The following is a 20,606-nucleotide window of genomic DNA, read 5'->3' as shown; positions in this document are numbered from 1 at the left end:
GGGAGTTAGCGGAGCTCCACTCCCACGGGCAGCATGCTGCCGTCGGCGTCGCGCAGGCCGAACCCGAAGGCGCGATCGGCGGCGATGTGCACGAACCAGGCGACGCCGGCGAGGGCGAGCGGCCAGAAGCCGGTCTCGAAACCGCCGGTGAGAAACAGCACGACGATGCCGAGCACGAGCAGCGCGACAGGGATCGTCGTAACGTGCAGCGTGTTGTACAGCTTCACCCGGTCGGGGTTCAGCCGTCCCTTCTCGACGAAGCCGCCGATGAGCGGAAGATCGGGCACGAGGCCGAACAGCACGGTGATGCCGACCGCCGGCCAGCCCCAATACATGCAGCACATGATGGCCATGACGAGCCACACCGCACCGCTCATGCCCCAACTCACGCGCACAGGATTCATGGACTCCACTCTATTGGGTGGCAGGCGATACGGCGGCTCACCTACGGGACGTGGCGTTCGAACGGATCCAGGGCTTCCGCATGCACGCGACGGTGCGGGGGCGTCCGGAGGACCGGTACGCTGTGGACCATGCATGCACGACGTCCAGTACCCGCCCTCGCTGTTTTCTTCGCCGCGGCCGCCATCGGTCTCACCGGTTGTTCGGGCTCGAGCGCCACGAACAGCGCCGAGAGCTCGAGCAGCGCGCCGAACCCGCAGAGCTCGGAGACTTCGAAGAGCGCTGCCGGCTCCGATGACGCGGTCTGCGACGTGCTCACCTCCGATACCGCGCTCTCGTCGACCGTATTCTCCCCCGCTATTCCCGGCATGACCGATCTCTCGCGCGTGGAGGCGCAGAATGCGCTGCTCGCGCAGATCGAGCAGCCCCCCGCCGGCCTCGAGGCCGAGTGGGCGACTTGGATGGACTACCGGGAGTTCGCTGCGGCGAACTTCGATTCCGATCCGGGCGCTATCGTGACAAAGTTCGGCGAGCCCGAGGTGACGGGCGCGAGCGAGAAGCTGGTCGATTTCTACACGGGCACCTGCCTCTGAGCCGGGCCGAGCGGTGCCGGGCCGGTCACGGCCCGGCACGATGATCGATTCGCGGTCGCTATGCGGCCCCGTCGATCCCTCTGCCCGGTACAGTGGCCCCATGACGGCCGAAGCAGCAGCGGACACGCGAGTCGACGAGGACGGTTTCGTCTGCCTCGTCTCACCCGATACCTATGCGGGATTCGTCGACGAGGACTGGGAGCTCGATGCACTGCTCGAGCGCTTCGTCGAGCAGTGCAATCTCGGGTCTCTCTTCATCGCCTACCCGGGCCCGGATCACGCTGACGATCGTCTCGTCGTCGACCCCGGAGCGCCGCGGCCGACGCATGCGCTTCGCGAGATCGACGGCATCGTGCATGTCGGAGCCGGCGGCCTGTGGCTCACCGACTACATGCAGCTCACGATGGCCGCACAGTTCTCGGACTCCGGCCCGCTCGCGAATTACGCGGTACGGCTCCCCGTCGCGGCGGGTTCGTATCTGGTGACCCTCGCTCAGGATCCCGGGGAGGAATCGGTCTTCCGGTTGACGTGGCGGGACGCGGGTTCAGAAACCCCTGCCCCGATAACCGCGGTCCCCTGGTTCGAATGATGGACCGATCGTACGCAGAGGCAGGCGACCACGCCCATGCGCACTAGGAGCAGCGACGACGCGAGCGGGCGTGCGCGTCGTTTCCGGACGCCCGGCACACCGCCGGTGACCGATCGCGCCGTCGCCGGGCGCCGCACGCGCTACATCGTCGACGGCCGTCTGACTCCTGCGCCGGCGGATGCGTCGATCGCCGATGCGCAGGAGTTCGCGCAGGCGGGGCCGCATCGGATCGCGCTCAACCTCTTCCCGTCGCCGCGGGCGCGCGACATCGACGAGCTGGCAGAGGCCTGGAGGCTGCACCCGCTGCTCGTCGAAGATCTGCAGCGCGGCGGGCAACGGGCGAAGCTCGAACGCTACGGCGATGTGCTGTTCATCGTCGTACGCTCCGCCCGCTACGATGACGAGGCCGAGGGCGTCGAGTTCTCCGAGTTCCACGTGCTGCTGCGACCGAACGCCATCGCCGTGCTCTGCCAGAGCGGCCGATGGATCGACGGGACCGACGCTGCGCAGTTGCCGGAGAACTCGATCGATACGGTCGCTCGCGGCGACGAGACGCTGCTCGACGATTCGGGCCTCTTGCAGCTCGGGTCGGAGGCCGTGCTCTATCGGCTGCTGGATGCGATCGTCGACGGCTATGTTCCGGTGCTGCGCGGCATCGCGATCGACAAGGAGCAGATCGAGCGTCAGGTGTTCAGCGGCGATGCGGCAGTGGCCGAACGCATCTACCGCCTGAGCCAGGAGGTCATCGACCTGGAGCATGCGACCTCATCGCTCACCGAAGTGCTCGCTGCGTTGAGCGACGGGTTCGAGCGCTACCGGATTCCCGAGGCGCTGAAGGCCTACCTGCAGGATGTCGCCGACCACCTCACGCGCATCGAAACGCGTGTGATGGCGCTCCGGGAGTCGCTCGGTCAGATTCTCAGCGTCAATGCGACGCTCGTCGGCCAGCGTCAGAACGAGGATATGAAGAAGATCTCGGGATGGGCGGCGATCCTGTTCGCGCCGACGCTCATCGGCGCGATCTACGGCATGAACTTCGACGATATGCCCGAGCTGCACTGGACGTTCGGCTACCCGCTCGCGATCGGCGCGATGGTCGGGCTCGGCGGCGTGCTGTACGCCGTCTTCAAGTACAAGAAGTGGATGTGACCGGACCGAACCCACCGCACTGACCGGTCCTGCGGTCGGTGCTCGCGTTAGAACGGTGGTGGTTCGCCGGTCTCGACGAACCTGACCCGGCTCTCCGCCACGGTCCGGGTCTTCCGGGCGGTCGGCGAGGTCCATTCGTAGGTCGCGTCCGGCAATTGGACCACCCGCCAGCCGCCGTGATGCTTCACGAGATGATGGTTACGGCACAGGTACCCGAGGTTCGTCATCGCGGTCTCGCCGCCGTCTTGCACGGCGACCGTGTGGTCGATATCGCACCGGAACCCCGGCATCCGGCAGCCCGGCCACCGGCAATGCGCGTCTCGGACCTGGAGCTTGCGCTTCTGATCCGCCGACGGCACCCGCGACTCCACCTTCCGGATGTCGCCGGTACCGGGATTCACGGTGACCTCCGTCCACGAGGTCGCGGCCCCCGCGATCCGGCGCGCCATGTCGGCCGGGATGGGGCCGCAGCCCTCGAGCTCGGGCTGGAGCGTGGACTGCGGTCGTGCACCGGGGCCCGAGGATGCTTCAGTATCGGGGTCGCGTGCCATGTCGGTGTCGAGGCCGGGGCCGAGGCCGAGGTCGGGGTCGAGGCCGGGGTCGAGGCCGGGGTCGAGGTCGTCCGCGTGGACGATCACCTGCACGATGCCCTGCACATTCCCCGCAGCCGTCGACTCCGCCTGCGCTGCCGCATCCGCGACAATCTGCGCGCCGTCTTCGGTGGTGAAGTCGATGCCGAGGAAATCGGCGAGCAGATCCGCCCGGACCTCCCCCACACCCCGCGGCCGCACCACCGGCGGTTCAGTGCCCTGCTTCTGGGCGTCCTCCCGCGCTGCGCGTGCTGCGGCGGCTTCGGCCTGGGCGGTAGCCTGCGCCATCCGAGTCAGGCGGGTGTAGATCGCCTGTGCCCGATCCACCGGCAGGTACGCGCACAACAGCGCCATACCGTCCCCCGCGGTCTCCAGCCACACCCGCCGGTGTCGTTGTTCGCGTGCATGCCGGTCATCGATCGATTCCAGCGCATACCGTTCCGCGATCCTGCGGGCGTAGGGGCGGAGCTGGTTCGGAGACACGGTGCGGGCTTTCTCGAGCACGAGCCGCTCATACACCGCACGACGCTGCGAGATCTCCGAAGTATCTGCACTGCCAGGGATACCGATGATGCGGCCGGCCTCCGCGATCACGCCCGCATGCTGCGGCGCCACCTCCCCCGCCTCGAGCGCGGTGACGACCTGCGCGTACTGGGTGGTGAGCTCGACTGCTTTCTCGATGCGCTGCTGCACCGACTGCTCCGACAACCGCGCAGACGCCGCGACATCGGCGACCGCGCTCCGGTATGCGAGCGACCGCTCTACCGGACCATCCCCTGCCTTCCCCGCCCCAGCAGAATCCTCCTCGGCAATGCTGCCCGGCTCCCCCACCACGAGGCCCGCATCCTCGGCGGCAGCGACGGCCCGCACATACGCATGCGCCCGCAGACGCTCCGCCTCCAACGCGCGGGAGCGCCGCTCGATATCCTCGACCCACGACACCGCCCGATCCAGAGCACCCAGATTCGGACGGCCCGGCCCGAACACCCCCACCGGTACCGCACCCGCACGAACCCCGGCACGCACGCCCAACACACCAGGTGCCGCGGGCGAAAAACCCGGGCCCTGGGGCGCGTGGTCTGAGGTGGTGAACATGCTTCTATTGTCCCAGTTCCCACCGACATCCGCACCCCGAAAAGTGCTTCTGATCAGGAATTGTGGATAACTCGCCCGATTCGAGCGAAACCGCCCGAAACGCCACCCTGTGGAGGAAGAGTGAAGCTCAGAACACTCGTTGATCCCTGGAGAAATCACCCGATTGTCGGCGCAGCAGCGCGAGCGTGCCGTACACGATGAGCCCCTGACCCAGCGTGTACGTCGGCATGATCATCAGGTCGCCGAGCCAGACCGGCAGGCCGACGAACTCCTTGAGCGCGATGCAGGTGTCCGACACGAGGAAGAAGGCGCCGCCGACCGCGACGCCACGGCCGAATCGCGGAGACAGCGCGGCGGTCAGCCCGAGCACCACGCCGTACACGGCCAACGGCACCAACAGCGCGCCTGCGTGCGGCCCGACGACGATCAGTGTCGCGACCCACCAGATCGCGTAGACGAACGACCATCCGGGCACGCGACGCACGCCGTCGATGCCGGGCGCCCGCCAGAACAGGGCGATGTACGCCAGGTGCGCGATCGCGAAGAACAGGATCATCATCGGCAGTGCCGGCAGGCTCGGGAAGAAGAGGCCGGCGCCGTCGCCGATCCACGAGGCGAGTAGTGCGATGAGCACGAGCACCATGGCGCAGCGCGGCCACGGACGCTCCCTCCAAGTCGCCCACACCACCGCAAGAGCGAGCGCCGGCATCAGCAGCTGCTTCGTCTCGAACCCCTTGCCGGGCAGATCGAAGACGATCAGCACGCAGTGCACGACCGAGGCGAGCGCATACGGAAGGAACGGGAGCAGTGCCCGGGCACGACCAACGCCCGCGCCCTCGCGCACGTCGCCCATACCGCCCGCCTATTCCTCTGCGAGTTCGATCGCGCGCACGGCACCGCGATCTGCTACGAGAGTATCGCGCACGCGGCGGCGCAGCACCTTGCCGATGAGCGACTTCGGCAGCTCCTCCCACACGACGTAGGTGGTCGGCCGTTTGAACTCCGCGAGGTGCTCGCGCGCGGCCTCCCGCGCCGCCGCCTCGTCGAACGACGCACCGGGCTCGAGCACGACCGCGGCGGTCACGACCTCGGCGCCACCGCCGCGCGGCACCCCGACCACTGCCGACTCCGCGACCCCGGCCACGGTGTTCACGACGCGCTCGACCTCGCTCGGCGAGACGTTGAAACCGCCCGTGATGATGAGCTCCTTCTTCCGGTCGACGACCGTGACGAAGCCGTCCTCATCCTGCACCACCAGGTCGCCGGTGCGCACCCAGCCGCCGTCGAGCAGCGTCGCCGCCGTCTCCTCCGGCCGATTCCAGTAGCCCGTGAAGACCTGCGGGCCGCCGATGAGCAGCTCGCCGACCTCGCCCAACTCGACCTGCTCGGTCGGCCTTTCCGGGTTCACGACACGGATCTCGGTCGACGGGAACGGGAGGCCGATCGCCCCGATCCGGCGTTCGTCGGTGAAGGGATTCGCGAGCGCGATCGGGCTCGTCTCGGTGAGCCCGTAGCCTTCGTTGAGCATGCTGCCGGCAAGGCCCTCCCACCGCTTGACGACGGCGGGGGTCAGCGTCATGGCGCCCGAGATCGAGTACACCACCTCGTCGAGGTTCAGATCGCCGTCGCGGGCGACGCGCGCGAGCCGGTCGAACATGGGCGGCACCGCGGGGATGAAGGTCGGCGGGAACCGCTTCGCGGCCGTCGCGACGAGCTCGGGGTCGAAGGTCGGGAAGAGCACGGCGCGCGAGCCGGTCTCGACCGAGTAGATCACCGAGAGCAGCAGCCCGAACGAGTGGAACATCGGCAGCAGCCCGTAGATGCTGCCCGAACCGTGCTCGAAGTCGGGCATCCACGCGGCCCCCATGCGGGCGTTCGCCCAGAGGTTGCCGTGCGAGATCATGGCGCCCTTCGGCGCCCCGGTCGTGCCCGAGGTGTACTGGAGGCAGGCGATGTCGTCGCGCCCGGGCCGCGGGTGGTCGGCAGGGATCGGCGCCGAGCGCTGCAGCTTCGAGAACGGGATGGTGCCGACGGTCGACGACCAGAGCTTCGCCCGCGACTCGCGCGCCTTCGCGATCGGCAGCCGGAGGGCGATACGCATGCCGACCGGCATGGCCTCCGTCACGTCGACGGACACGATCGTGCGGATACCGAGATCTTTCGGGAGCGCCTGCACCTGCTCGACGACGTTGCTCCAGGCGATGACGACGGTCGCGCCGTGGTCGCGGAACTGGGTCTCGAGCTCATCCGGGGTGTAGAGCGGATTATGCTCGACGACCGTCGCTCCGAGGCGCAGCACCGCGTAGAACGCGATCACATGCTGCGGAGCATTCGGCATGATCAGGGCGACGCGGTCGCCGGCCTTGACGCCGATGCTGCGCAGACCCCGTGCGACGCGCGACACCTGGTCGCCGAGTTCGCGGTAGCTCAGGGTGCGGCCGAAGAAGCTGATGGCGTCGCGTACGGACCACTGCGTGCAGCGCTCTTCGAGGAGGTCGATGAGCGAGCCGGTGACGGGTTCGATGTCCACGGGAGTGCCGGGCGCGTAGAAGCGATTCCAGGCACGAGTCTCGTTGATGTGCATGCAGACAAGCGTATATGCCTTTTGAACCAGTCGGTCAGTTACTAGAATGCAGGCATGATCGCACGCGGGCCCGCACTGCTCTTCACCGCCTGGGCGCTTCACGACGTCGAGGAGGCGCTGGCATTCCCCTCGACCTGCGATGCACTGGCCGAACGCACCGGAATCGACGGGCTGCGCATCGGCAGACGGCAGTCGTGGGTCGCGGTCGGTCTCATGGGAATCGTGATCGCGGTCGCCTGCTGGCGGGGCAGCAGAACCGGCGGCCGTTCGAAGCTCTATCGAGCCGCGGTCGCCGGTCTCGAATGGCACGTCTACACGCATCTCGCCGCATCGGTCGCCCAGCGACGATACACCGCCGGTGTCGCGACGGCTGTTCCCGTCATGCTGCCCGGCGCGATCCTCGCACGCAGGGAGCTGGAACGCGATGGGATCCCGATTCGGGCACGGGATTCCGCCCGGGGCGCCGCTCTCCTCCTCCCAGGAGCGATCGTCAGCCAGATTCTGGCCCGATTCGTCCCGTAGGCGGCCGTTCCTCAGGGCTCACTCGTCGGGGTACGCGTCGTGCAGTACGGCGGGCTTCCCGAGCCGTCCGGCGAGTTCTCCGACGAATCGGTCCGATGCGTTCGGCTGCTGCGCTCGGCTCAGGTCGATCGCCCACCGCAGCACGAGCAAGGCTCCCCCGTGCGACCGCAGGTGTGCAGCGAGGCGGGTCTTCCGGCTGGCGTGTCCGCGAGCTGCGTCGGATTCGCCACCGGATGGGCGTAGCACGAGCTTCAGTGCGGCAGCAGTTCAGCGAGCGACGGGCGTTCGCGCCTGCCATCGTCCGGCGCGGTGCGCGATTTCGATCGGATGGTCGAAGCACTCGCTCACGAGCCGGGTCGTCAGCATGTCACGGGCCGCTCCCGACGCGTGCACCCGGCCGCCTTTGACCAGCATGGCATGGGTGGTCGTGCTGGGCAGTTCCTCGAAGTGGTGCGTCACCAGGACGGTCGCGAGCTCTGGCCGGGCGCGGTGCAGCACGTCGATCGTGGTGAGGAACTGCTCGCGCGCGGCGACGTCGAGCCCGGTCGTAGGCTCGTCGAGGAGCAGGAGGGGCGGGTTGCTGAGCAACGCGCAGGCGATGAGCGCACGGCCGCGTTCCCCCTGCGACATCGTCGGCCAGGTCGCGGACTCGCTGCCGGCCAACCCGAGCAGGTCGATGAGTTCGTCGGCTTTGGCGAGGGTGTGCTGGTCGGGCTCCCATCGGGGCATGAGCTCCGTGGTCCCGGTCGCTCCAGTGAGGACCACCTGGCGGACGGAGAGGGGCGATCGCAGCGGGTGCCGCGGGTTGACGTGTCCGATCGACTCGCGCAACTCCCTGATGTCGACTCGCCCGAGCCGACGGCCGAGCACGTGCACGGTGCCGCGGCTCGGGTGCTCGACCGCGCCGCACATGCTCAAGATCGTGCTCTTACCCGCGCCGTTCGGGCCGATCAGGGCCCACCGCTCCCCCGACCGGACGGTCAGGTCGATCCCGGCAAGGATCTGCTGGGACTGCCGGATGAAGTCGATGCCGTCGAGGCGGAGGATCTCCGGCTCAGCCGTTGGCCCGCTCCAGCTCGACGGCCGGGTCCGGCCGCTCGGCATTCTCGGCAGGAGTGCTCCGTCGCTCTTTGAGAACGAACGAGAGCGCGAAGCCTGCGACCAGCAGCCCGGCCAAGATCAGGAAGACCGTCTGAACGCTCGACTGGTCCGCGACGGACCCCAGCAGCGGGCTGACCAGCCCTCCGAACGATAGGGTCAGCCCGAGGGTGACGCCGCTGGCCACGCCGATCCGATTGGGCAGGTACGAATGCGACAGCGTGATCTGCACCGCGAATGGCAGGAACAGGCTCGCGCCCAGGACCGCGGTCGCGACGATGACCACGGTCGGCGAGGGCGCGAGTACGATCGCGATGGTCGAGACGGCGGCCAGCAGATAGCCGGTGCGGATGATGCGCAACCGCCCGAAGCGGTCGGCCAGCCAACCGCCGGCCAGGGTCCCCGCTGCGCCGGCGGCCGGGAACAGCGAGAGCGCGATCGACGCGAAGCCGGTGCTGACCGAGAAGCGCTCGATCGAGTAGAGCGCGATGAAGGTTGAGGTACCGACGTAGGCGACCGACCAGGTGGCCAGCACGACGGTGAGCCAGAGGAACGCCTTCCAGTCATCGGGAACGGACGGCCTCGATGTCGCGGACGCGCGCTCGGTGGGCGCAGTTCGCGAGAACAGGTGCTTCCCGGAGACCATCGCGAACACCAGCCCGAGCACGAGGGCCGGGATGATGAGGAAGCCCGTGCCCGAGAGCCCGAACGTGCCGATGACGAGGATCACGGCCGACGGCGCGAGCGCGACGCCGAAGTTGCCGCCGACGGAGAACAGGCTCATCGAGCCGCTCGTGCCGCCGCCGAGCTCGCGCGCCTCCACCGTCGCCGCCGGGTGGTACGCTGCGACGCCGATGCCGGAGACGGCCATGACGATCCAGACCGCGGCGTAGGAGTCGGCGACGATCCCGCTCAGAGCGATTCCCGTGCCGGCGGCGAGGAGCCCGGCGAGGCTCATCCACCTCATGCCGTAGCGGTCGCTGAGGTATCCGAATACGGGCTGGGCGACGCTCGACAGGGCGGTCGCCGCGAGGGTGATGCCGGCGATCGCCGCGTAGGAGTAGTCCGCCTGGAGCACGAAGAACGGCAGCAGGGCGGCAACCGCGCCGGTGTAGAAGTCGTTCGCGGCATGGGTGACCGTGAGAGCCCACAGGCCGAGCCTGCGGCGGGTGCGATGAGAGGACGTGCTCATGGAGTTCTTTCGGATCGGGCGCGCTCGGGCGCGGCGCCGCACGGATGGGACCGGCAGTGGTCAGGGGTCGCTCCGCGCGCAGGTCGTCCGGTCGTTGGGTCGAGTCAATTCCTGGCGCGGCGAAGAAGGAGATTTCGCTGAGACATAGGCTAGACTATACACAACTTCTCAGACAAGTAGTGAGGTGGGGTCTCATGGTGCAAGTGTCGCGAGCACCGCTCGCCGAGCAGGCGGCCGATCTGCTCCTCGAGCGCATCCGGGGCGGCGAATGGCCGCTGGGGTCGAAGATTCCCGGGGAGAACTCCCTCGGACCCCAGCTCGGCGTGGGCAGGTCGACGGTGCGCGAGGCCATCCGACGGCTCGCCGGACAGGGCGTTCTGACGACCCGTCAGGGGGCGGGCGTGTTCGTGGCCTCGCTCGACGTCGTCGAGGACTGGAGCGAGGCGCTGCAGCGGGCCGACATCGATGCAGTCATCGAGGCCCGCATCGCGATCGAGGTCGAAGCGGCGATGCTCGCCGCCCAGCGGCGCACGTCGACCGAGCTGCGCGCCATGCGGCGTGCCGTGAACGAGCGCTCCGAACATCAGGTCGATGTCGAGTCGCACGTCGATGCGGACATCGCCTTTCACCGCACGATCGTCGTGGCCGCGCACAATCCGATCCTGGTCGACCTCTTCGACAGCTTCACACCGCGCAGCCGTCAGGCGATGGTGGACATGCTGCGGCTGCGCGGCGAGTTCGGGGGCGACGCCGACCAGCACGCGCACACGAGCGTCCTGGAGGCGATCGCCGCACGGGACGACCAGGCGGCGGCCGCACGGGCACGCGAGCACCTGATGACGCTGAAGATGGAGTGAGAATCGGCGGCAACGGGACGTGTGCGCTGCGCCGCCGCGGGCTTCTGCGAGCTCGCCCGCCACGGCTGCACTGCGATGTTCGTCGACGAGTACAACCCGGCTGCCCTCGAGGCGCGACGCACCGACACCTCGGTGATACTGGGCGGCACGAGCGAGTTCGCCGTTGAGATCCATGTGATCGACAACATCGATTGGGGCGACGAAGAGCAGATTCTCGTGGCGAAGATGGCCCGCTGCGCCTCATCAGCGGCGAGGCGGTCTGCTCGGAGCGCCTGCGCGCCGACGGGCACGGCACAAGTATCGCCGTGGCGCACCCGGAGTCGGGCACTCGTCACCACGAGCGCAGAGCACCGCAATTCGGCCTGAGCTGGCCGAGCTTCCACAGGCGCGGATCCCCGGGGTTCAGTCGAACGTCGTGACGACGAGCAGACGGTCGCCCGAGGAGTCGAGCGCACCCACCGTGACCTTGGACGACCTGCGGGGGCCGTCGGGCGACCAGGAGTCGCGGGTCTCCACGACGCGCTCGAGACCGTAAATACCGAGGAGCGCGCGACGTACCCCATCTATCTATCGGAGCATGATGAAGGCTTCGGACTGCGCCTTCTGCGCGCGGGTGGCCTGTGGGTTCAGACCCTCACTCCAATGGGGATATACACGGAACCCTCGCTTACCGGGATACGCGGACGAGCGAGTGACGCCCAGAACCTCGAGATGGGAGGCAGCAAATCGAAAAACCCCGAAGTTCTCTGCCTCACGCACGAACACAAGAAGTCCGTCAACTTCCTCGTCCGAAGCGAACGGCTTCGTCTCCCCCGCCTCGTCGCGCTTCCATACGGCAACAAACGCCCCTGGCTTCCTGGGCGTCACCCGCGCCGTACGTATCCGCCAGTGTTCAGCGCCGATCATCACGGTGCCGGATTCGTAGTCACCGCTCTGATCTTCCGCCTGGGGCGCACCCGGCACCCCATAACGGTCGCCGACGATGTCGAAGAACTCATGTAACGCACAGAACTGCATCAGGGAAGGATATCGGGGCACGAGCTCCCCGTCGGCAGTGTCAGCGGAGCCGCTGGCACCTCGGACAGAAATGGGAAGACCTACCGGCGAACGGAATGCGTTTGATCGCCGTGCCGCAGCGCGGGCACGGCTCTCCCGTGCGCCCGTAGGCGTTCAAGGAGTGCGCGAAATAGCCGGCCTGGCCGTTGACGTTCACGTACTGCGCGTCGAAGCTCGTGCCGCCCTCGGCGAGCGCCTGAGCGAATACGTCGCGCAGCGCGACGAACAGCTCGCTCGCCTTCCGACCGCTGAGCGCACTGCCCGGCGTCTCCGGGTGCACGCGCGCACGCCAGAGCGCCTCGTCGGCGTAGATGTTGCCGACGCCGCTCACGAGGGTCTGGTCGAGCAGCAGCTTCTTCACACCGGTCGAGCGCGAGACCAGCTTCGACAAGAACGAGAGGTCGTCGAAGTGCGGGTCGATCGGATCCCTGGCGATATGCAGCGCCTGGGCCGGCAGCTCGCCGTGCCCATCGGGTGCCGGCGCGAGCGCATCGATCGCGAGCGAACCGAACAGCCGCTGATCGGCGAAGTCGACGCGCAATTCGCCGTGCTCCGCATGCTCGATCCAGAGCCTGATGCGCACGTGCCGATCGTCGATCGCCTCGTGCGATCTCAGCAGCAGCTGACCGCTCATGCCGAGATGCGCGAGCAGAGCCGCGGGTTGCGCGGCCGACGAGCCGGCCTCGCCCTCGACAGGGATCCACAGGAACTTGCCCCGCCGTACGGGCGCCTGGAGCTGCAGACCGACGGCGCGGCGTTCGAAATCGGCTGCGCGCGCAGCGCCCGCCTCGGGCGTCAGCGTCACGCTGTGGCCGCCGAGACCGTCGTCGCCGCCGCTCGGCACGTGCCGCTTCAGGGCGCGCGGGTCGCGCACCTCGACGGCGGCGATGCGGGCGCCGGTGACGGCGGGCGCGAGACCCGCACGCACGACTTCGACCTCGGGGAGCTCAGGCATTCCGCTGGCGCTTGCGCCGGCTCCTGCGCTGCCGCAGGCGTTCGACGGCGTCGCGGGCGGCGGCGAGCTCGGCGACCTTCTTGCTCGTGCCGGTGCCTGTGCCGGTTTCGCCGTCGAGGGTCACGACCGCCGTGTAGAGCCGGTCGTGGTCGGGGCCGGTGCCGGTCGTCTCGTAGGGCGGGTGCGGCAGCCCGCGCTCGGCCGCGATCTTCTGCAGCGCGGTCTTCGGGTCGAGCGTCTCGGTGAAGCGCTCGGGGTCGGCGAGCAGCGGCGCGACGAGGTCGAGCACGAAACGGTCGGCGGTCGCCGCGTCGGTCGACAGGAAGACGGCGCCGATCAGCGCCTCCACCGTGTCCGCGAGGATGGAATCCTTGTTGCGGCCGCCGGTCTGCTTCTCGCCCTTGCCGAGCTTCAGGTGCGCGCCGAGGTCGAGTCCGCGGGCGATCTCGGCGAGCGCGACGGTCGAGACGAGGGCGGCACGGCGCTTCGCGAGCTCGCCCTCGGTCAGGTCGGGGTGGTCGCGGTAGAGCTTGATCGTGACCGCCTGGCCGAGAATCGAGTCGCCGAGAAACTCGAGGCGCTCGTTGTGCGGGGCGCCTCCGTGCTCGTACGCCCACGACCGGTGCGTGAGGGCGAGCTCGAGCAGCTCGGGGTCGGGCCGCACTCCGAAGGGGATGAGAAAGCCGCCGGGTTCGCCCTGGGGCGGCTCCGGCGGCTTTCGTTCAGTCGACGCCAACTTAGGCGTCAGCGACCTTGCGGCCCTTGTACTCGAGGAAGAGGGCGTTGCCCTGCGAGTCCTCGACCACGCGAGCGCGGTGCGGGAGGCTGTAGACGGTGCGGCCGTTCTCGACGGTCTTCACCAGCTTGGGGGCCTCGGCCTTCCACGCCGAACGACGGTGACGGGTGTTCGAGCGCGACATCTTCCGCTTGGGAACAGCCATGATGTTCTCTTTCCTACTTGCTTACGGGCCCGGGAGTCTCACCCGTGCCAGGTTCATCTTGAGCCGTGGCGGCATTCGTCTGAAAGCCTGCCAGCGCCGCCCACCTCGGATCCAGATCCTCTGCGGGCAGCCCTCCAACCTCGGCATCGCGCAGCTCACCGGACTCGGGGTCGAGCCCCGGGCAGTCCGGGCGACACACAGGCTGAAACGGCAGTGCAAGCACTACCGCATCTCGGAGCGGGGGTTCAAGATCCACGTGATCACCGTGAACCCCGTACTCGTCGGCCTCCGTAGGAGTATACGCGAAAAGTTCCTGGAATTCGATCTGAAACGGCGTGGCGAATTCTTTCAGGCAGCGACCGCATTCGGCGTGCATGGTGGTGCTCACCTCTGCGGAGACGAGAATGCCCTCGTGCACCGACTCCAGACGCACGTCGAGGTCGAGCACGGTGCCGGCGGGAACCTCGGCCAGCGCTTCGCCGAGCTTCTCGGGCACGGCGAACGAGCGGGAACGCTCGCGCATCTCGCCGGGTTTGCCCACGAGGTCGCGAATGTTCTCCTCGTATACACGGGTCGACTGCATCAGCTGGGCCTCCGCTTGTTCAGGAAGCTCGCGACGGCGCCCGGCACATAGGTGCTGACATCGCCGCCCATCTCCGAGACCTGGCGCACGAGCGTGCTCGACACGTGGGCGTGGGCCGGGTCGGGCAGCATGAACACGGTCTCGACGCCCGCGAGGCTGCGATTCATGATGGCCATCGGGGTCTCGTACGCGACGTCGACCTGCGATCGGATGCCCTTGACCAGCACGGATGCGCCGACCTCGGTGCAGTAGTCGACGAGCAGCCCGACCGACCACGACGCGACGGTGATGTTCTGCGGAGCGTGCATCTCTTCGAGCGACTGCTTCAGCAGATTCATGCGCTCCGAGATCGGGAGCATGGCGTTCTTGCCCGGGTTGTGCACGACGAGCACGTGCACCTCGTCGAAAATGCCGGCCGCCCGAAGAATGACGTCCATGTGCCCCATCGTCACCGGATCGAACGAACCGGGTACCACTGCGATTCTCGTCATGCCTTCAGCCTAGGGGTTCAGGCCGAAAATTTGCTCAAGTCGCACCGGGTGGCGGCGCGGTCGGGTCGACAGGGATCGCCGATCCTCCGGTCTTCTCCGCGCCGCGCGGCGGTCAGAGCCCGTGCTGCCCCGCGAAGATGACCGCGTGCACCCGGTCGCGCAGCTGCAGCTTCGCGAGCACCCGCCCCACGTGGGTCTTCACTGTCGACTCCGAGAGGAAGAGCTCGGCGCCGATCTCGGCGTTGTTGCTGCCGCGCGCGATGAGCCGCAGCACGTCGAGCTCGCGTTCGGTCAGCACTGCGAGGGCGGGGTCGAGCGCCGCGGCGTCTCCGCCGGTCGCGGGCGCGCCGATCCCGCTGTCGGAGCGGCGCAGCTGGTCGATCAGTCGCCGAGTCACGCTCGGCGCCATCGCGGCGTCGCCCGAAGCCACCCGGAGAATGGCGTCGACGAGCTCGGTCGGCTTCGCGTCCTTGAGCAGGAAGCCGCTGGCACCGGCCTGGATGGCGCCGGTGGCGTACTCGTCGAGATCGAAGGTCGTGAGCACCACGACCCGGGTCTCGGCGAACCGTTCGACGATGGCGGCGGTCGCGTCGATGCCGTTCATGCCGGGCATGCGCACGTCCATGAGCACGACGTCGCAGCCGCCGCCCTCGTGCTGCAACCGTTCGAGCGCGGCGAGCGCGGCCTCGCCGTCGGCCGCCTCGGCGACGACTTCGATACCGGGCTCCCCCATCAGCACGAGCGAGAATCCCGTGCGGATCAGCTCCTGGTCGTCGACCAGCATGACGCGGATCGCGGTGTCATTCATGGGAGATCCTCCTGGCCCGCTACCGGGGCCGATGGTCGTTGCGTACTCGCGTGGGCGGGCAGATGGACGTGCAGGCGCCAGCCGACCCTGCCGTCGGCATGGGCGAACGGCCCGGATTTGATGCGGCCGCCGAACACTCGGGCGCGCTCGGCGAGGCCCGCGAGCCCGCGGCCCGAGCCCACGCCGCTCTTCGGCCCGGTCGTGCCCGACGGCCGCCCCGTGTCGGTGATCTCGATCTCGACGCCGGTGGCCTGGTGACGCACCGTCACATCGGCTCGCGCGCCGGGCCCGGCGTACCGGAGTACGTTCGTGAGCCCCTCTTGCACGATGCGGTACACGGCGAGCTCCTGGCCCTGATCGCCCGAGGGTGCGCCCGCGACCTCGCAGACGACCGTCAGGCCCGCATCCTCGAACCCGCGCACGAGCTCGGGCAGCTGATCGACCCCGGGCTGCGGCACGAGGTCGGCGCTCTCCCCCTCGGCCTGCAGAGCGCCGAGCAGGCGGCGCATCTCGGCGAGCGCGGTGCGGCCGGTCTCGGCGCTGCGCTGCATCGCTTCGGCCGCCTTGTCGGGCGCTGCCGAAGCGGCGCGCGCCGCCCCCTCCGAGAGAGCGATCATCACCGACACCGAGTGCGCGACGATGTCGTGCATCTCGCGGGCGATGCGCGAGCGCTCCTCGGCCACCGCGAGCCGGGCGAGCTGATCGCGCTCGCGCACGAGCTGATGCGCGCGGTCGATCACCGCCTCGAGGTAGCGGCGCCGATTGCCGAGATTGATGCCGAACAGCACCACCGCGAGGTACCAGAGCGCTGAGAAGATCGTCAGCACGACGAGGTCGCCGAAGGACCGGACCATGGTGGTGGTGTCGGATGCGAGGATATCCGCCGCGCTATCGACCGCTTCGCCCCCGCCGGTTACGAACTCCCACAGGTACTGCAGCGCCGTGCCGGCAAGCGCCATGGCGTAGCCGACCCACCCCGCCGCCGCACTACGGAACACCGGCACGGCGTAGAGCATGAACAGCAGGGCGACGGCGTTCGCGGCACCGGTCAGCCCCTGGGTGCCGAGCATCGCGAGCACCGTCACCGCGAGGCCGCTCAACGGGTACTTGCGACGGAGCAGGAGCGCCGCAGCGACTGCCAGCGTGCGCACGACGGCGAGCGGCCACCAGGGCCAGACGAGATGGGGCGGCGCACCGAACAGCGACGAGAAAGAATCACCCGTCTGCGCAGAAGCCGCGAGCAGATCGAGACCGACACCCATCGCGGTGCCGATGAAATACCAGACGACGATGAAGACATCGACGGCGACCGGATGCGCCGCGAGGGCGCGCCGGAACATTCCCGGAGGCCTCGGCAGGCGCGCATCCGAGGCGACGACGCGGCCCGCCCCGTCGTTGATGCTGGTCATGCGTTCACCTTACTTGCCGACGGCGGCCCGCTCATCGTGCGACGGTACCGACCCCGTAGTACCCGGGTACCCGGCGCCGCATCGCAGCTCCGCCGTGCTCCCTAGGATTTCGCGAGGTTGTCGAGCAGGCCGGCTTCGCGATCCTTCGCGAGCACCGCCGCCATTCCGGGCGCCGTCTCGAGCTCCGGGTCGCGCTCCAGCAGACCGGCGGCGACCGCTCGGGCGTGCTCGATGAGCTCTCCGTGCTCGGTCACGCGCAGCAGCCGCAGCGTCGACCGCCCGCCCGACTGGGCCGTGCCGAGGATGTCGCCCTCGCGCCGCAGCTCGAGGTCGACCTCGGCGAGCGCGAATCCGTTGGAGGTGGCGGCGACGGCTTCGATGCGCTCCCGCGCCACGGACCCCTGCTCGGCCGTCGTCATGAGCAGGCAGAGCCCGGCGTGGCTGCCGCGCCCCACGCGGCCGCGCAGCTGGTGCAGCTGCGAAACGCCGAAGCGGTCGGCATCGCGCACGATCATGATGGTCGCGTTCGGCACGTTCACGCCGACCTCGATGACCGTCGTCGCGACGAGCACATCGGTTTCTCCGGAGCCGAACGCGCCCATGACGCGCTCCTTGTCGGCCGACGCCATGCCGCCGTGCAGCCCGTCGACGGCCACCCCCTCGAAGTCGGGTCTCGCACGCAGCTCCGCGACCGTGTCGGCGACCGTCGCGAGGGGACGCTGCGCACCGCCTTCTCCGTCGGCGCTTGCGGCATCTGCGAGATCTCCGTCTTCGACCACGCCCGCCGAGATCGCCGGGCAGACGACGTATACCTGCAGCCCCGCGGCGATGTCTTCGCGCGCTCGAGCCCATACCCGGGCCGCACGATTCGGCATTTCGAGCTCGGGCACCGTGAAGGTTTCGATGCCGAGCCGGCCCGGCGGCAGCTCCCTGATGGTCGTCACCTCGAGGTCGCCGAAGGCGGTGAGCGCGACGGTACGGGGAATCGGGGTCGCCGTCATCGCGAGCACGTGCGGCGCCTGCCCCTTCTGGCGCAGCGCCTCGCGCTGGTCGACGCCGAAGCGGTGCTGTTCGTCGACAATGACGAGCCCGAGGTCGAAGAAGCTCACGGCGTCGCCGAGCAGCGCATGCGTGCCGACGGCGATGTGCGACGCCCCCGATGCGAGCGACAGCAGCGCGCGCTTGCGCTCGGCTGCCGGCATGCGGCCGGTGTGCAGCACCGGGTTCATCTCGGCTGCGAGGTCGGGCCCGAGCGCCTCGACCACCGAACGGAAGTGCTGCGACGCGAGCACCTCGGTCGGGGCGAGCAGCGCGCTCTGGCCGCCGCTCGCGGCGACCTGCAGCATCGCCCGCAGTGCGACGAGCGTCTTGCCCGAACCGACTTCGCCCTGCAGCAGCCGGTGCATCGGGTGCGGCCGCGCCAGTTCGTTCGCGATCACCGCGCCCGCGCTGCGCTGGTCGCCCGTCAGCTCGAACGGCAGCTGCGCATCGAAGCGCGCGAGCGCACCGCCGGCATCGGCAGCAGGGCGCGGCGTGCTCGCCTCGTCGTCGGCCCGTCGCCGCCGGTCGAGCAGCGCGAGCTGCAGCTTGAACGCCTCGCGGAAGAGCAGGCTGCGGCGGGCCTCGCGGTAGTCGGCCTCGTTCTGCGGCCGATGCACGAGTTCGAGCGCGCGCCCGAGCGGCATGATGCCCTCCGCACGCACGATGTCGGCGGGCAGGGGTTCGGGAATCTCGGCGACCGCATCGAGCACGAGCACGATCGATTTCTGCACCGTCCAGCTCGGCACCTGCGCGGTCGCCGGATAGATCGGAACGGGCGTCTCGGCCCACGCCTTCGCGGCGGCCTCGTCGAGCTTCTCGGCTCCCGGCGCATCGTCGCGGTCCTCGAAGAGCTCGTACTCGGGGTGCTGCAGCTGCAGGCTGCCGCGGTAGTCGCTGACCTTGCCGGCGAAGATGCCGCGCCGACCGGGCCGCAGATCGCGGGTGCGCCAGGCCTGGTTGAAGAAGGTGAGCGTCAGCGATCCCTGACCATCGGTGATGCGCGCCTCGAGGATGCTACCGCGCCGCCGCTGCATCTGCCGCTCGCGCACATCGAGCACCTGCGCCACCACCGTGATCTGCTCGCCGGGGGGCAGACCCGTGAGCGGGGTGAGCTCGCCGCGGCGGGAGTACCGGCGCGGCAGGTGCATGAGCAGCTCGCCGACAGTGCGCACGTCGAAGGCCTTGGCGAGCGGTTTCGCCGTGCGCGCGCCGATGACCCCGTCGAGGGGCGTGTCGAGCGTCGCATGCACCATGGTTCTAGCGTATCGGCCGCATCCGACGCGCTCGATCGGTCACGGAGCCGTCGGTCACTCCGTCCGCGGCACGGGGCGGTATCGCACCGCGACCACGCCCGAACTGAACTCGCGGCGCGACACGAGCTCGAGGCGGGTGCGCTCGCGCAGACCCGCGAGCAGCGTCGGCCCGCGCCCCGCGATCACGGGGTGCACGAGGAATTCGTACTCGTCGATCAGCCCGAGATCGGCGAGCGCCAGCGGCAGGGTCACCCCGCCGACCCACAGGCCGTCGCCGGGCTCCTGCTTGAGGCCCCTCACGGTCTCGCCGAGCTCGCCTTCGATGAGTTCGGCGTTCCAATCGACCGCGTCGAGGGTGCGCGACACGACGTACTTCCGCGCCCCGTCGATGGCCTCCGCGAACGGCGTCTCCCACGACTCCATCCAGTCGGGCCAGCCGCCCGCCGCCGGCCGGCGCCACGCCGACTCCATCATCTCGTAGGTGACGCGGCCGAGCAGCAGTGCGTCGGCGCGCTCCATCTCGACGGTCCAGTAGAGCATCGACTCCTCATCGGGCGGCAACCCGGCCTCGTGGTGGCAGCATCCGTCGAGCGTGACGTTGATCGAGTATCGCAGCGGTCTCATCGCGTCCTCCCCCGTAAGTCGTTCCGTGCACGGGCAGCGGCGTCGGGTCGCGAGCATCGAGCACATCGGTGCGGCGATCGTACCCCGCGGCATCGCCGAGGCCAAGCACCACCCGGTACGCTCATCGGGTGACCAGAATCATTGCGGGCCGTGCCGGCTCACTGCGCCTCGACGTGCCGAAGGCGGGCACCCGGCCGACGAGCGACCGCGTGCGCGAGGCGATCTTCTCGGCGCTCGAGTCGTGGGGCATGACCGACGGCACGCGGGTGCTCGACCTGTATGCGGGCTCGGGCGCGCTCGGTCTCGAGGCCGCGAGCCGCGGCGCGTCGGCGGTCGTGCTCGTCGAGAAGCACGCCCCGGCGGCGCAGGTGGCCCAACGCAATGCCCGCACGGTGCTCACGGCATTCGAGCGGGAGGAGTCCCGGCCCGTCATCGACGTGGTGCGCCAATCGGCGCAGGGCTATGTCGATGCGGCTGCCGAGCGCGCCGCCGGAGGCGCAGCGGCTCCGGACCGCTGGGATGTCGTCATGCTCGACCCGCCCTACGATCTCGGCGAGGCCGAGCTCACGGCGAACCTCGCATCGCTCGTCCCGCTGCTCGCGGATGACGCGGTGGTGCTGGTCGAGCGCAGCAGCCGCTCCCCCGAACCGACGCTGCCCGATGGGCTCTCACCGCTTCGCGATCGCCGCTACGGCGAGACCGTGCTGTGGTGGTGCGAGCTCTCCTCGCGCGAGGGCTGAACGCTCCGCGAACGCCGCAGGGCACCGCGACCCG

Annotated in this window: 23 protein-coding genes; 7 read left to right on the top strand and 16 right to left on the bottom strand. The window is 69.2% G+C overall.

Annotated elements, in window-relative coordinates:
* Positions 1–5: 5 nt before the first annotated feature.
* Positions 6–404 (bottom strand): DUF4260 family protein, encoded by a 399-nt coding sequence (locus tag NHL51_RS11075; RefSeq protein WP_434143772.1) that lies wholly within the window; start codon positions 402–404, stop codon positions 6–8.
* 129 nt (positions 405–533) lie between these two features.
* On the opposite strand from NHL51_RS11075, the gene NHL51_RS11070 reads away from it, so the two are divergent.
* From NHL51_RS11070 to NHL51_RS11060, 3 genes are all read left to right on the top strand, one after another.
* Positions 534–995: a hypothetical protein gene (locus NHL51_RS11070; protein WP_434143771.1), complete on the top strand. Its 462-nt coding sequence runs from the start codon at positions 534–536 to the stop codon at positions 993–995.
* 100 nt (positions 996–1,095) lie between these two features.
* Complete coding sequence (locus tag NHL51_RS11065; protein ID WP_434143769.1) at positions 1,096–1,584, top strand: hypothetical protein; 489 nt, start codon at positions 1,096–1,098, stop codon at positions 1,582–1,584.
* Between the two features lie 105 nt (positions 1,585–1,689).
* On the top strand, positions 1,690–2,733 hold the full coding sequence (locus tag NHL51_RS11060) for a magnesium and cobalt transport protein CorA (RefSeq protein WP_434143767.1): 1,044 nt from the start codon (positions 1,690–1,692) through the stop codon (positions 2,731–2,733).
* A 47-nt stretch (positions 2,734–2,780) separates the two neighbouring features.
* On the opposite strand, the gene NHL51_RS11055 is transcribed toward NHL51_RS11060, so the two are convergent.
* The 3 genes from NHL51_RS11055 to NHL51_RS11045 all read right to left on the bottom strand — a co-directional run bounded on the left by NHL51_RS11055 (position 2,781) and on the right by NHL51_RS11045 (position 7,002).
* Positions 2,781–4,265: a DUF222 domain-containing protein gene (locus NHL51_RS11055; RefSeq protein ID WP_434143765.1), complete on the bottom strand. Its 1,485-nt coding sequence runs from the start codon at positions 4,263–4,265 to the stop codon at positions 2,781–2,783.
* A 280-nt stretch (positions 4,266–4,545) separates the two neighbouring features.
* Positions 4,546–5,271, bottom strand: coding sequence for a lysoplasmalogenase family protein (locus NHL51_RS11050; RefSeq protein ID WP_434143763.1), 726 nt, complete (start codon positions 5,269–5,271; stop codon positions 4,546–4,548).
* 9 nt (positions 5,272–5,280) lie between these two features.
* On the bottom strand, positions 5,281–7,002 hold the full coding sequence (locus NHL51_RS11045) for an AMP-binding protein (RefSeq protein WP_434143762.1): 1,722 nt from the start codon (positions 7,000–7,002) through the stop codon (positions 5,281–5,283).
* A 54-nt stretch (positions 7,003–7,056) separates the two neighbouring features.
* Between NHL51_RS11045 and NHL51_RS11040 the strand changes: the two genes are divergently transcribed.
* Complete coding sequence (locus NHL51_RS11040; protein ID WP_434143760.1) at positions 7,057–7,524, top strand: HXXEE domain-containing protein; 468 nt, start codon at positions 7,057–7,059, stop codon at positions 7,522–7,524.
* Positions 7,525–7,791: 267 nt separating this feature from the next.
* Here the strand turns inward: NHL51_RS11040 and NHL51_RS11035 are convergent, their stop codons facing one another.
* On the bottom strand, positions 7,792–8,628 hold the full coding sequence (locus tag NHL51_RS11035) for an ABC transporter ATP-binding protein (protein WP_434143759.1): 837 nt from the start codon (positions 8,626–8,628) through the stop codon (positions 7,792–7,794).
* Complete coding sequence (locus NHL51_RS11030; protein ID WP_434143757.1) at positions 8,579–9,814, bottom strand: MFS transporter; 1,236 nt, start codon at positions 9,812–9,814, stop codon at positions 8,579–8,581. The genes NHL51_RS11035 and NHL51_RS11030 overlap by 50 nt, the downstream gene beginning before the upstream one ends.
* Positions 9,815–10,008: 194 nt before the next feature.
* Here NHL51_RS11030 and NHL51_RS11025 point away from each other — a divergent pair, with 194 nt between their 5' ends.
* Together NHL51_RS11025 and NHL51_RS11020 are read left to right on the top strand one after the other, a co-directional pair.
* Entirely contained in the window at positions 10,009–10,671 is a 663-nt protein-coding gene (locus tag NHL51_RS11025; RefSeq protein ID WP_434143755.1) for a FadR/GntR family transcriptional regulator, read from the top strand.
* A 21-nt stretch (positions 10,672–10,692) separates the two neighbouring features.
* Positions 10,693–11,037 (top strand): hypothetical protein, encoded by a 345-nt coding sequence (locus tag NHL51_RS11020; RefSeq protein ID WP_434143753.1) that lies wholly within the window; start codon positions 10,693–10,695, stop codon positions 11,035–11,037.
* 201 nt (positions 11,038–11,238) lie between these two features.
* Here the strand turns inward: NHL51_RS11020 and NHL51_RS11015 are convergent, their stop codons facing one another.
* The 10 genes from NHL51_RS11015 to NHL51_RS10970 all read right to left on the bottom strand — a co-directional run bounded on the left by NHL51_RS11015 (position 11,239) and on the right by NHL51_RS10970 (position 19,832).
* On the bottom strand, positions 11,239–11,688 hold the full coding sequence (locus NHL51_RS11015) for a MepB family protein (RefSeq protein WP_434143751.1): 450 nt from the start codon (positions 11,686–11,688) through the stop codon (positions 11,239–11,241).
* 40 nt (positions 11,689–11,728) lie between these two features.
* A complete protein-coding gene (gene mutM / locus NHL51_RS11010; protein WP_434143749.1) occupies positions 11,729–12,682 on the bottom strand; it encodes a bifunctional DNA-formamidopyrimidine glycosylase/DNA-(apurinic or apyrimidinic site) lyase in 954 nt (317 codons plus the stop codon).
* Complete coding sequence (rnc, locus tag NHL51_RS11005) at positions 12,675–13,358, bottom strand: ribonuclease III (RefSeq protein WP_434143944.1); 684 nt, start codon at positions 13,356–13,358, stop codon at positions 12,675–12,677. The genes mutM and rnc overlap by 8 nt, the downstream gene beginning before the upstream one ends.
* 61 nt (positions 13,359–13,419) lie before the next feature.
* Positions 13,420–13,623: a 50S ribosomal protein L32 gene (gene rpmF / locus NHL51_RS11000; RefSeq protein WP_017885009.1), complete on the bottom strand. Its 204-nt coding sequence runs from the start codon at positions 13,621–13,623 to the stop codon at positions 13,420–13,422.
* A gap of 13 nt (positions 13,624–13,636) precedes the next feature.
* Entirely contained in the window at positions 13,637–14,206 is a 570-nt protein-coding gene (locus NHL51_RS10995) for a YceD family protein (RefSeq protein WP_434143747.1), read from the bottom strand.
* Complete coding sequence (gene coaD / locus NHL51_RS10990; RefSeq protein ID WP_434143746.1) at positions 14,206–14,697, bottom strand: pantetheine-phosphate adenylyltransferase; 492 nt, start codon at positions 14,695–14,697, stop codon at positions 14,206–14,208. The genes NHL51_RS10995 and coaD overlap by 1 nt, the downstream gene beginning before the upstream one ends.
* A gap of 112 nt (positions 14,698–14,809) precedes the next feature.
* The gene (locus tag NHL51_RS10985; RefSeq protein WP_434143745.1) at positions 14,810–15,505 is read right to left on the bottom strand and encodes a response regulator; all 696 of its coding nucleotides are present in this window, start codon (positions 15,503–15,505) and stop codon (positions 14,810–14,812) included.
* The gene (locus tag NHL51_RS10980) at positions 15,502–16,914 is read right to left on the bottom strand and encodes a sensor histidine kinase (protein WP_434143743.1); all 1,413 of its coding nucleotides are present in this window, start codon (positions 16,912–16,914) and stop codon (positions 15,502–15,504) included. The genes NHL51_RS10985 and NHL51_RS10980 overlap by 4 nt, the downstream gene beginning before the upstream one ends.
* A 101-nt stretch (positions 16,915–17,015) precedes the next feature.
* On the bottom strand, positions 17,016–19,208 hold the full coding sequence (locus tag NHL51_RS10975) for an ATP-dependent DNA helicase RecG (RefSeq protein WP_434143742.1): 2,193 nt from the start codon (positions 19,206–19,208) through the stop codon (positions 17,016–17,018).
* A gap of 54 nt (positions 19,209–19,262) precedes the next feature.
* On the bottom strand, positions 19,263–19,832 hold the full coding sequence (locus tag NHL51_RS10970) for a dihydrofolate reductase family protein (RefSeq protein WP_434143740.1): 570 nt from the start codon (positions 19,830–19,832) through the stop codon (positions 19,263–19,265).
* Positions 19,833–19,960: 128 nt separating this feature from the next.
* Here NHL51_RS10970 and NHL51_RS10965 point away from each other — a divergent pair, with 128 nt between their 5' ends.
* On the top strand, positions 19,961–20,572 hold the full coding sequence (locus NHL51_RS10965) for an RsmD family RNA methyltransferase (protein WP_434143738.1): 612 nt from the start codon (positions 19,961–19,963) through the stop codon (positions 20,570–20,572).
* The last annotated feature ends 34 nt before the right edge of the window (positions 20,573–20,606 follow it).

This window comes from Leucobacter sp. gxy201 (assembly GCF_051043335.1).
Taxonomy (GTDB): domain Bacteria; phylum Actinomycetota; class Actinomycetes; order Actinomycetales; family Microbacteriaceae; genus Leucobacter.
The sequence above is the reverse complement of the archived record's forward strand: the minus strand, read 5'-3'. Positions and strand labels throughout refer to the sequence as shown.